Source organism: Njordella calcicola (genome assembly GCF_056494125.1).
This window is the reverse complement of record NZ_CM151396.1, coordinates 5282282-5295622: the sequence shown is the minus strand read 5'-3', so window position 1 is coordinate 5295622 and position 13341 is coordinate 5282282. Positions and strand designations below refer to the sequence as shown.

11 protein-coding genes are annotated in these 13341 nt (G+C 52.2%); 8 read left to right on the top strand and 3 right to left on the bottom strand.

Annotated features, from left to right (window positions below; genetic code table 11):
* Positions 1–149: 149 nt before the first annotated feature.
* A complete protein-coding gene (locus tag SH302x_RS20480; RefSeq protein ID WP_479364491.1) occupies positions 150–725 on the bottom strand; it encodes a Uma2 family endonuclease in 576 nt (191 codons plus the stop codon).
* Positions 726–740: 15 nt separating this feature from the next.
* On the bottom strand, positions 741–2819 hold the full coding sequence (uvrB, locus tag SH302x_RS20475; RefSeq protein ID WP_479364490.1) for an excinuclease ABC subunit UvrB: 2079 nt from the start codon (positions 2817–2819) through the stop codon (positions 741–743).
* A gap of 248 nt (positions 2820–3067) precedes the next feature.
* On the opposite strand from uvrB, the gene SH302x_RS20470 reads away from it, so the two are divergent.
* The 6 genes from SH302x_RS20470 (at position 3068) to SH302x_RS20445 (ending at position 8961) form a co-directional block, all read left to right on the top strand.
* Positions 3068–3412, top strand: coding sequence for a histidine triad nucleotide-binding protein (locus SH302x_RS20470; protein WP_479364489.1), 345 nt, complete (start codon positions 3068–3070; stop codon positions 3410–3412).
* A gap of 85 nt (positions 3413–3497) precedes the next feature.
* On the top strand, positions 3498–4334 hold the full coding sequence (locus SH302x_RS20465) for a menaquinone biosynthetic enzyme MqnA/MqnD family protein (protein ID WP_479364488.1): 837 nt from the start codon (positions 3498–3500) through the stop codon (positions 4332–4334).
* On the top strand, positions 4335–5477 hold the full coding sequence (gene mqnC / locus SH302x_RS20460; RefSeq protein WP_479364487.1) for a cyclic dehypoxanthinyl futalosine synthase: 1143 nt from the start codon (positions 4335–4337) through the stop codon (positions 5475–5477).
* A 120-nt stretch (positions 5478–5597) separates the two neighbouring features.
* Positions 5598–6617, top strand: coding sequence for a ketoacyl-ACP synthase III (locus tag SH302x_RS20455; RefSeq protein ID WP_479364486.1), 1020 nt, complete (start codon positions 5598–5600; stop codon positions 6615–6617).
* A gap of 1 nt (position 6618) precedes the next feature.
* The gene (locus SH302x_RS20450) at positions 6619–7434 is read left to right on the top strand and encodes an enoyl-ACP reductase FabI (protein ID WP_479364485.1); all 816 of its coding nucleotides are present in this window, start codon (positions 6619–6621) and stop codon (positions 7432–7434) included.
* 159 nt (positions 7435–7593) lie between these two features.
* Positions 7594–8961, top strand: coding sequence for an IS4 family transposase (locus SH302x_RS20445; protein WP_479364484.1), 1368 nt, complete (start codon positions 7594–7596; stop codon positions 8959–8961).
* A gap of 123 nt (positions 8962–9084) precedes the next feature.
* Here the strand turns inward: SH302x_RS20445 and SH302x_RS20440 are convergent, their stop codons facing one another.
* Positions 9085–10920, bottom strand: a complete 1836-nt coding sequence (locus tag SH302x_RS20440; RefSeq protein ID WP_479364483.1) for a phosphoenolpyruvate carboxykinase (GTP) — start codon at positions 10918–10920, stop codon at positions 9085–9087.
* Positions 10921–11099: 179 nt separating this feature from the next.
* Here SH302x_RS20440 and SH302x_RS20435 point away from each other — a divergent pair, with 179 nt between their 5' ends.
* Positions 11100–11621, top strand: coding sequence for a hypothetical protein (locus SH302x_RS20435; RefSeq protein WP_479364481.1), 522 nt, complete (start codon positions 11100–11102; stop codon positions 11619–11621).
* Positions 11622–11639: 18 nt separating this feature from the next.
* Positions 11640–13340, top strand: a complete 1701-nt coding sequence (gene flgK / locus SH302x_RS20430; protein ID WP_479364479.1) for a flagellar hook-associated protein FlgK — start codon at positions 11640–11642, stop codon at positions 13338–13340.
* Position 13341 lies beyond the last annotated feature (1 nt).

Genomic DNA, 13341 nt, shown 5'->3' with positions numbered 1-13341 from the left:
CTTTATCAGGGAAAAAAGCCAAAAAACACAGGCAACGGCCAGGAATCCACAACACGTATCGCCCAAGGAGTTGTGCTCTCGCTGCATTCAATAACATGCGTCGCCTTCAGATTGCCCTGCGATTGGGCAGCATATCTGCGATTAAGGGCTTATTCGGTGAGTCCAACTTTGTCGTAAATGTCCGCCAGCTTGATTTTCGCTCCGCCCAAGCTTTCCAGGCCGACGGTTTGATCGAGTCCGGTGATTTCACGGAGAAGCCAAAAGCCTTCTGCCGTCTTGGTGTGCTGTTCTATTTTGGCCATGTCTTGCCAAAGCACTAAATACTCCTGCAACGATGGAATGGTCCGGTAATGACCAAACTTTGTACCGCGATCGAAGTCTTCAGTTGACGGCGAAAGGATTTCGGCAATCAAGATCGGGTTGCTAATGACGTGCTCGCTGTCACCTTCTATCGGCGGGCAAACTACGGAGAGGTCTGGATAAGCTTGATAGCCTGTAGCTCGGATGTGGACTCGCATGTCACTGCCATGCGCTTCGCAGGGGTGGCCCTTCAACACGGCTCGCACTTCGCCTAACAAGTTCGCTCCGACTAGGCTGTGTTTCCGAGAGCCCCCGGCTTGAGAATAAACACGACCATCCCAGAACTCATGTTTCTCTGCCTGCAATGGTTCCCATGCGAGGTATTCTGCTAACGACATTTTGGAACGAGCTTCGGCACTACTCATCTTCTCTCCCTTGTTCTAGCTACGAGGTTTTGGAACACGTTTGCCTGGCGAGTTGCTCACCCGCTTGCGCTGGCGTCCGACGGCGTTGCGTTTAGACGCTTGTTCTTCTTCGATTGGTTCTCCGATTTTATCTTTATAACGTAGGAATTTGTCACGCAGGGAAGCGGCTCGCTCGAACTCCAGGCTTTCGGCCGCTGCCAACATCTCTTCTTCCAGATTTTTCAAGTACGCTTCGGTTACGACTTCCGTAGGTGTATCGCGACGCACGATGTCGCGGACCTTCTTTCGCACTTCAGCGGCCTCTTGAATGCCAGCCGAAATGTTTCTGCGTACCGTCTGCGGAGTGATACCATGCTCTTTATTATAGCTTTCCTGCAGTCGTCTCCGGCGCTCGGTTTCTTCGATGGCAAACTGCATCGATTCGGTCATAGAATCGGCGTAAAGGATGACTTTTGAGTTCACATTACGAGCGGCCCGGCCAATCGTTTGCACCAACGATGTTTCGCTGCGCAGGAAGCCTTCTTTATCCGCATCAAGGATCGCGACCAACGAGACTTCTGGCAAATCCAAGCCTTCTCTCAACAGGTTGACGCCGACGATAACATCACAGCGCCCTTCACGCAAATCTTGCAACAAGGCAACGCGTTCAAACGCATCTAATTCGCTGTGTAACCAACGGCACTTGACTTCGTTATCCGAGAGAAAGCTGGACAGATCTTCGGCCAATCGTTTGGTCAACGCCGTAACTAAAACGCGATCGCCCATCGCGACCCGCTGGCGAATCTGCTCCAGCAAATGCATGACTTGTCCACGCGCCGGAACGACTTCGATCACCGGATCTAGCAGTCCAGTAGGTCGAATCACTTGTTGCACGACTTCGCCTTCGCACTTGGTCATCTCGTAATCCGCAGGCGTAGCGGAAACAAAGATCGCTTGATTGATCTTTTGCTCCCATTCTTCAAACTTCATCGGTCGATTGTCCAGCGCGCTGGGCAATCGGAACCCGTGATCGACCAGCGTCAGTTTGCGACTGCGATCGCCAGCGTACATGGCGCGAATCTGCGGGATGGTGACGTGCGATTCGTCGACTAGCAGCAAGAAGTCATTCGGAAAAAAATCGTACAAGGTATCAGGGGTGGCACCAGGAGCTTTACCCGATAGCGGTCGGGAATAGTTTTCAATGCCGGGACAATGTCCCACTTCTTGCAGCATCTCAATATCAAAGCGAACACGAGCGTTGAGTCGCTGGGCTTCCAGGAGTTTGCCTTCGTTCTTGAATTTCTCAAGTTGTTCATCTAGTTCAAGCCGTATTTCGCGGACGGCATTGAGCAGTCGATGCTCGGGCGTGACGAAGTGCTTCGCCGGATAGATCGAAACCGAATCGACCTTGGAAGCAACCTGGCCGCTGGTAGGGTTGATGATGGAGATCGCTTCCACATCATCGCCCCACATCTCGATGCGATAAGCGAACTCTTCGTAACTGGGCCAAATCTCCAGCGTGTCGCCACGCACGCGGAACGTGCTGCGTTTGAATTCAAAGTCGCTGCGTTCGTATTGGACTTCGACCAATCGCAACAAGATATCGTCGCGTTGGATCGTTTCACCCACAGCGATAGGGACCACCATTTTGGCATAGTCGGCTGGAGACCCTAAGCCGTAGATGCAAGAAACGCTCGCGACAATCAGCACATCTTTGCGCGAGACCAGTGCGCTGGTGGCGGCAAGTCGCAAGCGATCGATTTCTTCATTGATGCTTGAGTCTTTTTCGATGTAGATGTCCCGCTGCGGGATGTACGCTTCGGGTTGGTAGTAATCGTAGTAGCTCACAAAGTAGTGAACTGCATTGTGCGGAAAGAACTCGCGGAACTCCGAATACAACTGAGCGGCGAGGGTTTTGTTGTGGCTTAGCACCAGCGTCGGCTTTTGAGTCGCTTGCACGACGTTGGCCATCGTGAAAGTTTTACCGCTGCCGGTCACGCCCATAAGCGTTTGATAGCGATCGCCACGCTGGATTCCTTCGACCAGGGCCGCTATGGCTTGTGGTTGGTCACCTGCTGGTTGAAACCGGCTGTCAATTTGAAACGGTTTGCTCAAGGGAGCCCCTTTGAAGGACGGAATTGCATCGTGATTTGCACAACTTCAATTTTCGTTGATAATGCAGCGGCGTGAAAGTCCAAAACCCAGGGCAAGTCTTTTTTTGAAACCAGGTGAATCAGCCGTTGAGCGTTAGCTCACGGTTTCCAAGAGAACCGATGCTAACGCATTCCGGCTAATCGCGCAGACTGAAAAACTGACTTGCCCTGGTCCAAAACCCCTTCCACTTGACAAAGTCACTCACTGCCATGGCAGACACGATTTTTACTAAGATAATTCAACGCGAGATTCCGGCCAAAATTGTCTATGAAGACGACCAAGCGTTGGCGTTTCACGACGTTTCGCCGAAGGCTCCTACACACGTGTTGGTTATCCCAAAAACGCCAATCACTTCCTTGCAATCCGCGACCCCCGATCAGCTTGAATTATTGGGCCATTTACAGTTGGTAATCGCGAAAGTTGCCTCGCAACTGGGGCTTGCTGAAGATGGTTACCGCGTGGTAACCAATATCGGACGTGATGGCGGACAATCGGTACCACACTTACACTATCACATCCTGGGCGGCCGCGCGATGGATTGGCCTCCCGGTTAATGCCGATAAATGTTATCCACCGCCGTTTTTCACGGTCACCCCAATCGGGCACGAGCACCAGACGCCCAAAAACGCAGGCAAAACCATGACTTCGGCAACCAGAAAACTGAAAATCGGCGCGGTATCGTACCTGAATACCAAACCGCTGGTGTACGGACTAGCGGAAGCGGTGGCAGATTACGCGGATCTGTCTTATGCCGTTCCCAGTCGGTTGGCCAGCGAATTGTCTTGCGGCCTGCTGGATGTTGGCTTAATCCCCGCGATTGAGTATTTTCGTAATCCCCGATACCGCATAATCTCCAACGCATGTATCGCATGCGAAGGGCCCGTGTGGAGCGTGCAGGTTTTGTTCCGTAAGCCGCCGGCTGAAGTCCGCACGCTGGCTTTGGATGAAGGCTCGCGGACCAGTGCGGCGTTGTCACAGATTCTGCTGTGGGAGAAATTCGGCGTGGTAACGCAGACGGTTGAGTTGCCTTTAACGGCGTCGCTAAGCGATTGCCAAGCCGATGCAATGTTGGTTATTGGCGATCGAGCGATGCATTTGAGTCAACTGCCTGAGGCCTTCGAGCAGCGTTGGGATTTGGGGCAAGCTTGGCTGGAGCATACCGGGTTACCATTTGTGTTTGCGATGTGGGTTGCAGCTCCGTCGGCCCAGCAACATCCTGCCTTTGACAAGCTTGGCTTGGCTCTCGAAACGCAGCGCGATTTAGGACTGCGGCACGCATCGCAAATCGCGGAACAATGTGCCGCCGGCTACAATCTCAGCCAGTCGCAAGTCATGGCCTACTTAACGCGTTTCTTACACTATAAACTAGATCAGCCGCAACGAGTCGCTTTGGATTTGTATCGTAGCAAAGCGATTGCGGCCGGGCTTTTGCAAGAGCCTGTCCAGACGGATTGCAACCTGAAAGTCCCTTGTTAGATGAGCATTCAAAAAATCCTAGATTCAGTGGTCGATGGCCAGCGGTTAAGCTTTGATGACGCGCTAACGCTGATGCAGTCACATGATTTGGCAGCCATCGGAGCAGCGGCCGACGCAGTTTCGCGTCGCATGCATCCCGAGGAGTATCGAACGTACAATATCGATCGCAATATCAACTACACCAACATCTGCACGGCCGTCTGCGATTTCTGCGCCTTTTATCGCAGCCCTAAGAGCGACGAGGGGTATGTGCTGCCTCGAGAAGAATTGCTGAGCAAGGTGGCCGAAGCGCGGACCTTAGGTGCCAACCAAATCCTATTGCAAGGCGGACTGCATCCACACTTCAAACTGGATTGGTATGAAGAGATGCTGCAGGATATCAAGCGTGACTTTCCGGATGTCAATATTCATGGATTTAGTCCACCGGAACTGCATCACTTTACCAAGGTCAATCATCTCAGCTTGCAAGAAGTTTTGGAGCGATTGCGAGCGGCGGGTCTGGGGAGCATCCCGGGGGGTGGGGCTGAAATTCTTGTCGATCGCGTCCGCAAGGAGATCACGCGCGGCAAAGTGCTGACCGATGACTGGCTGAATGTCATGCGAGTTTGGCATCAAATGGGTGGCCGCAGTTCAGCCACCATGATGTTTGGTCATGTCGAGACACTGGCCGAACGCGTTGAACACTTGGACCGCGTGCGTCAACTGCAAGATGAAACCGGTGGATTTACTGCGTTCATTTGCTGGACATTCCAACCAGACCATACCGATCTGTCCCACCTGCCGCCAACGGGTTCTTTTGAGTATCTGAAAACTCAAGCGATCGCGAGGTTGTATTTAGACAATGTACCGAACATTCAATCTTCATGGGTTACGCAAGGTTTGAAGATTGGACAGTTGGGACTGGGCTTTGGTGCCAACGACATGGGTTCACTGATGCTGGAAGAGAATGTGGTCGCAGAGGCTGGCACCGTTCACTTCCTGACCTTGGATGAAATTCGCAATGCGATCATCGATGCAGGCTTTGTTCCGCGGCAACGCAATGTTTTCTATGACTTGGTCGACTTGGAATGGGAAAATGCAGCCGTGGCCGCAAATCGACAGCACCACGCGGCCGAGGCACGCAAACTCCCGGTTTTGGCATGAGGATGAAGCAGACCCACGTTGCGGGAATTTAGCGTTCTACGTATAACAAACACGTCTTAAGTTGTTTGTTGTCACAGCCTTTGGCAAGCTTTATTATCGTACTCCTCAAAGGTTTCCGCCGTGCCTCATGCTCAGATCGGTCCCATTTCCGTCCATTATCCAGAGGCGGTCGAGACAAACGAGCAATTGCAGGCGATGTTTCCCGATTGGGATATTCCCTTAATTGCGGAAAAGACAGGCATTCACGCTCGACATATTGCCGCCGAGGGTGAAACAGCGTCCGACCTAGCCGTCAAAGCAGCTACGAAACTGTTTACGGACTACCAAGTCGATCCGCAATCGATCGATTATGTTCTGTTATGCACACAAACGCCTGATTATCCATTGCCAACGACCGCTTGTTTAATCCAAGACCGATTGGGACTGAAAACGTCCTGCGGAGCTTTGGATTTTAATCTAGGTTGTTCGGGATTTGTCTATGGATTGTCGTTGGCTGAAGGCTTGATTGTATCGCAGCAAGCGAAACGTATCTTGCTGTTGACTTCCGAAACGTACAGCAAATACATCGATGCCGAAGACCGATCATTACGAACCATTTTCGGCGACGCGGCGGCGGCAACTCTGATCTATGCTGGGGAAGAGCAATGCATGCAGCAATTTCGCTTTGGCACCGATGGTACTGGAGCAGACACGTTGATTGTCAGCGATGGCGGTGCACGCGCTGCATCCGACGCGATCAAGCCGCGACATCGTAAACGATGGAAGAGCCGCTTGTACATGGATGGTCCAAGCTTGATCAGCTTTACCGTAACAGCCATTCCTGACTTGGTTCGACAGATGCTCAACCAGCGGAACTTGACCATCGATCAAGTCGATTTGTTGCTGATGCATCAAGCAACACGCAAGATGCTAGAGCAACTGCAACTCGCCTTAAAAGTGGACGAAGTCAAATTGCCAATTCGGATGCAGTCTTGCGGGAACACGGTGTCATCGACCTTGCCAATTTTGATTGACGAATTGCGAGCCGAAGGTTCACTTCGTTCAGGCAAGCAAACGATGTTGATTGGATTTGGAGTCGGTTGGTCTTGGGCAGGCTGCATGTGGCGGGATACTTTCGAGCCGTGGAATCGAGTTTACTAAAATGAATTTACCTGCAAGTGATTTTTTGCAGCTAGCGGGCAAACGCATCGTTGTCTTTGGCGTCGCGAACAAGAAGAGTGTTGCTTACGCGATTGCAAAGGTTCTAGAAGAAGCTGGTGCGCACGTGGTCTACGTGGTTCGTTCGCTCGCGCGAGCTGAATCATTGCAGAAGTTGCTGGCCGATCGCGATGTGTTGGTCTGTGATGTCGAGCGACAGGAGGAAATCGATCATCTTGCACATCAAATAGCAGCGAAGAACTGGACAGTCGATGGCGTCGTGCACTCGATTGCCTTTGCCGACTACAGTGATGGCATCAAGCCGTTTCATGAAACGACGCGGAAGCAATTTTTGCAATCGATTGACATTTCGTGTTTCTCGTTGATTGCGATCAGCAACGCGCTGCGCCCGATGCTCAGCCCAACGGCCTCGGTGGTTACGATCAGCATATCAACGACCAGAATGGCCAGCGAGAGTTATGGGTTCATGGCGCCGGTGAAAGCGGCACTGGATTCTTCGTTAGCTTTCTTAGCGAAATCATTTTCGAACTTTTCATCGGTTCGATTCAATGCCGTTGGAGCTGGTTTGTTAAAGACGAGCGCATCGGCAGGCATTCCGGGCTATGTCGACGCCTATCTATTCGCCGAGAAAGCCACGCTGCGAAAAAAAGCGTTGCAAACCGAAGAAGCCGCGAACGTTGCCGCCTTTTTGCTTAGCCCGCGTTCCAGTGGGATGACAGCTCAAACGTTAATTGTTGATGCGGGGATGTCGACCAACTACTTCGATCGCGAAATCTTGAAAGCGAACGCCGAGCATTAGATGCAGGAGCTTTGTTCGTAGTACCGGCTTTCGCCGGATGCGTGCGCATCGTTCGTAGTCCCGCCTTTAGGCCAATACCGCTAAGTTAGTATTCCAAAAAGGCAGGCTTCCTGCGAGGATCGGAGGTGTTGAATTTCATCACCAAGCAAGGAAGCTGCCATGACTCATGTTCGCACGATCTCTCAATCAAAGCAAGATAAGTTACTTTCACATGAGCGAATTACTTGCCTCAAGAGGACTGTTCGCAGTTGCATGCTGAAAGCCGAAGTACGCCGTCGCAAGCTCGAAAAACGAAGCAGTCGAAAGTGCCCGGCTGACATGATGGTTTGGTTTACGATCGCCTTGTGGCTATATGGCGACGATTGCTACACACACGTGTTTCGCTGGTTGCACCGATTCTCCATTGGGCTCATGCCCTCATCCAGCGCCCTGACTCAAGCCCGAGGGCGGCTGGGCGTTGCAATCTTGGCATTTGTCTACCAGAAGTTGGTTCACTGCCTATGTGATAGCCAGACACCTGATTCCTTTTACGCAGGTCGTAGGCTCGTGGCGGTCGATGGATTTGTATTGAACCTTCCTGACAGTGATGCCAATCGCCGTGCTTTCGGAAGGCCCAAAAACGGAACAGACTTCGGTGCGTTTCCACAAGCCAGGATCATCGCACTTTGCGAAGTGGGCTCGCACGTTTTTATCAACTTTCTTATTAAGCCAATGCGATGTGGCGAAGCGACCATGGCGAAACACGTTTATCGAAAATTGCCAGAGAAAAGTCTACTTTTGTTCGACATTGGCTTTTGTTCGTACCAACTAATGAACCAGGTCATTGATCAGAAGTCGGACTTCCTGGGGCGTTCGAAAATGAACCGTTGTTTCAAAATTATGCAGGTGCTTTCCGACGGAACGTTTCTGTCAAAGATCTATGCCAACGAGTATGACCGGCGCCATGATCGTAACGGCCAAAGCGTTCGCGTGATCGAATACAAATTGGATGACCCTCAGCGTACTGGCCATGGCCAGACGCATCGTTTGCTGACAACACTGCTTGATGAGCATGAGCACCCAGCCCAGGCACTGATAGTTCTATATCACGAGCGTTGGGAAGAGGAGATTGCTATTGATGAAGCTAAGACTCATCTTCGCAATTCCCCAAAACTCCGCAGCCATAGTCCGGCCGGGGTTGTGCAGGAAATCAATGGTTTACTGATAGCACATTTCGTGATTCGCAAGTTAGCACTTGAGGCGGCAGTCCAAGCTGGAGTGTCGCCGCGTCGGATATCATTTACAGGTGCGATCAAGGTACTGCGAATGTGTTTGGTAGAAGCTCCGCGTTCGCAAAAGTTGTTCCAGCCATGGTACAGCAACATGGTCTTGCAGATTAGCCTTGAGGTAGTTGAACCACGTCGCAACCGCCTCAATCCACGAGTGATAAAACGCACACAAAGCAAATGGCCCAAAAAACGCGACGAACACTGTAATTTGCCGCCTCCAAAGCACACTTTCCCAGAAACCATTCGCCTGCTAACTTAGCGGTATTGGCCTTTAGGCGGATGCATGCGCATCGTTCGTAGTACCGCCTTTAGGCGGAAGTGAGTATTGGAAATACTTAGGAAGTCCGCCTGAAGGCGGTACTACGAACTGGGGCGTCACCCTTTACGCCAAGCGGGCCATCAACAGCTCACGTTGGCACATCAGCTCTTTAGGCATGGTGTGATAGAGCCTCAAGAAGAAGTCGCTTTGCGTGATGATTTCGTTAAGCCACTCGCTGCGATCGAAACGCATAGCTTCATCAAACATCGACTGGTCGAAGCCCGCTAGATTATGAGCGTTAAAATCTTCCCAATGAGGAATCCAACCGATGGGCGTTTCGTGACCACTGATTCGGCCTTGGCATCGTTGAACGATCCATTCCAGCACTCGCAAGTTTTCTCGGAAGCCCGGCCACAGGAATTTTCCTTCCTGGCTGCGTCGGAACCAGTTAACGTGGAACATTCGCGGCAAGTGTTGAATCTTCGTTCGCATTTCCAGCCAATGTCCCAAGTAGTCACCCATGTCGTAGCCGCAGAAAGGCAGCATGGCCATGGGGTCGCGGCGGACCGTGCCAATTTTGCCAGCCGCCGCAGCGGTCGTTTCAGAGCCTTGCGTCGCTCCCAAGAAAACGCCGTGCGTCCAATCGAACGCTTGGAAGATCAGCGGCAGCGTCGAAGGCCGTCTGCCTCCGAAGATAATCGCATCGATAGGAACCCCGTCTGGATTTTGCCAATCCGGATCAATGTTTGGACACTGGCCAGCGGGAGCGGTGAAGCGTGAGTTAGGATGAGCAGCTACGTCTGGACTTTCGGGCGTCCAATCGCGACCTTTCCAATCGATCAAATGAGCGGGCGGGGCGCTCAGCCCTTCCCACCACACACCTCCATCGTCTGTCATCGCCACATTGGTAAAGATCGAGTTCTTGCTCAGCGCATGCATCGCGCCGGGATTAGAATCCCAGGACGTTCCCGGTGCCACACCAAAAAAGCCCGTTTCGGGATTGATCGCATGCAGCTTGCCAGTCTTTCCTGGCCACAACCACGCGATGTCATCCCCTACCAGTGTGGTGCGCCAGCCTTTGGCAGCCAAGTCATCTGGTGGCAGGAGCATGGCTAAGTTTGTCTTGCCGCAAGAGCTAGGGAATGCTGCGGTAACATAGCTTTTGCGTCCGCCAGGGGCTTCGATTCCCATGATCAACATGTGTTCGGCTAGCCAGCCTGAATCGCGAGCGATCACCGATGCGAGTCTCAGTGCCACACACTTTTTGCCAAGCAATGCGTTGCCGCCGTAGCCGCTACCATAGCTCCAGACTTCGCGCGTCTCAGGGAAATGCACGATGTATTTGTCTTTGTTGCAAGGCCATTCCACGTCCTGTTGTCCTTCGGCCAGCGGAGCTCCGACAGAGTGCAAGCAGCGCAGAAAGTCATCCTCAGGTTGAAGCTTTTCTAAGACCTTCGATCCCATGTGGCACATGATCTTCATGTTCACCACGACATAGGGCGAATCGGTGATTTCGATACCGACCAGAGCCAGTGGGCTGTCGAGCGGGCCCATGCAGAACGGCACAATGTACATGGTGCGTCCCTGCATGCAGCCAGAGAATTTTTCGTTTAAGGTCGCTCGCATTTCGCTGGGAGCCACCCAGTTGTTGGTCGGGCCTGCATCGGAAGCTCGATTGGCACAAATGAAAGTTCGTTCTTCGACGCGAGCCACATCGTCGGGGTCGGTGCGGGCCAGGAACGAGTTAGGATGCTTTTCTGGATTGAGTCTTTTGAAAGTCCCTTGGTCTACCAGTTTTTCACACAGCTCCGACCACTCTTGATCGGAACCGTCGCACCACCGAATTTCATCGGGCGAACATAGTTCGGCCACTTGGTCGACCCAGGCCATAAGTTGGGTGTGTCGGACCGGTGCGTGGATACGTTGAAGAGCAGGCGCTTCTGGATACTTGGTGCTCATAGATGTTCTCTAGCGAATGGAAAGATTTGGCGAATGCGCTGCTTTTCAATCTAGCAAATGCCATTATTCCGACAATGTTCAATTGGGGAACTTGCCCATAACCTAACGATTAAAACGGATTTGCTGAATTGTCATGCGTCGTAACCCGATATCAACGATAACGAAGAGATGCATTTACCGTGACGATCACGAAGTTTCCTAGTGCTAACTTGTCGCAGGCCTCCATTATGCCCGAGCATTTGAATGAACAGTGGCTAGCCAACTGGTGTCAGCGTTCGCTGGATACTTTGAAAAACTGGGAAGACTGGGCAAGTGAGTTCCGGCTGGCGACCTTGGGCGCACCATCGAATCATTTAGAAACGCTGATTTTTCGCGGTAACTCTTTGACGCAAGATCTGCGGGCGTTGATGAGCGAGCGGCAAGAAGTCTTGGTGCGTGAGTCGATCGGATCGCTGCGAGAGTTTTTGGGCCGTTATGCCATCGCCAGGACAGATCTTTGGGATCAGATCAAGCGTATCGAGAGTGCGGCTGTGCGAGTTCGACAAAACTGTGCGGCCCAGTGGGTGTCAGTAAAGCAGTCATCTAGCTTTATCGATGAGTTGCTATTCATCTTTCGATCAGGCAACAATGCCCCCGCGACTTATTCGAATGATGAGCAAGAGGCTTTCCAAGGCGGATTCTTGTTAGACTCCACCGCCTAGAATAGGGAGAAGGCTTCGATGTCACTCTTCAGTTCCATCCAACAATCATCCAACGCGCTGCGTCTAGGTCAGCTAGGCTTGCAAGTTGTTGGCAACAATATCTCAAATGCCAATACGCCTGGATACATTCGTCAGGAGCTGGCGCAAGCGCCCGGAATTGGCTATCGCGTTGGCGATTCGGTCATTGGTCAAGGCGTCGTGGCGGTTGGGGTCCAGCAGCAGATTGACTACTTCGTTGCAGATCGCTTACGGGAGACGCAAAGCCAGCTTTCCTACTACCAGACCGCCAACGAGGGTTTACAACAGTTACAAGACGCCTTGAATGAAATGGGCGAAAACGATATTTCTTCGGCGCTCAGTCGATTCAGCAATGCTTTTCAAGATGTAGCCAACAATCCACAAAGCGCGCCGATCCAAGCGCTTGCGATACGACGTGGCGTAGAACTGACTCAATCTTTGAAAGAGTTGTCTGCTCGAGCGGGCGGGATCGCGGAGCGAGCGACTTTACAAATCAGCCAAACCTCTTCGGAGATCAATCGTCTTACTTCCAGTATTGCGGAACTCAATCGGCGGATCGTGGAAACCGAGGGGGGGCGGATTTCCAATTCCGACGCAGTAGGACTTCGCGACGAACGCCTCATGCGGTTGGGGGAACTAGGCGAACTGATTGCCTTCCAAGCCAGCGAGCAAACCAATGGCTCGGTGACCGTCATCGTCGGCGGCGACTATCTTGTGGCCGACGGGCTCTCGCGGCAAGTGAAAGTGGCCAACAATGATTCGAATTCCGATCGCCCTACGGAAATCCGACTGGTCGATACGGATGCCCCTTTGGCCGTCAATGGCGGTCGACTAAAAGGCTTGTATGAACAGCGCAGCGGAGCAGTCGGGGAATTCTTGTCCAAGCTCGACAGTTTTACCGCGAACCTCGCCTATACCGTCAATCGAATCCACTCGCAGGGACAAGGCTCCATCGGCTATTCAAATGTGACCAGCGACCAACGCTTGACCAACCTGCATTTGCCCTTGGAACAAACCGCCAGGAACTTGATCATCGATAACGGTTCCTTTCGTATCGATGTGAAAAACACAGCGACCAATACGTCGCGATCGGTAGAGATCAACGTCCGGCAGCTTGGCGATGGAAACGATACCACGGGCAATCAGTTGATTTCGCAGATTAATGCCGTGGACGGAATTCGAGCGTACATTGGTAACGATGGTAAAGTTCGAATTGAAAGCGAATCCCAAGCGATTTCATTTACGTTCGCGGAAGACACATCCGGTGCTTTGGCGGCTCTCGGCATCAACACGTTTTTCACGGGAAATACTGCCAACAGCTTGCGGGTCCGTTCGGAACTACAATCGGAGCCAAGGCTTCTGGCCATCAGCACAGACGGATCTGGGTCTGGGGCACATAATGCACTCGCATTGGCTGCAGCTTTTACGTCGGGGCAAGCCACGCTCAATGGATTAAGCCTCCAGGAGTCCTTTGAATCGTTTGTGGCGGAAACCGCTCAACATATTAGCAGCCAAGTGACCATTGCTGAGGGTATCGAGAACTTTCGAAATACGCTTCAAGCGCGACACCTCGCCATCACGGGTGTTAATCTTGATGAGGAAGCGGCCAAACTGCTGATGTACCAGCGAGCATTCCAAGCCAGCGCGCGAGTCATTTCGGCCGTCAGCGACCTGTTCGACACTCTTATAACCATGGTGTAGT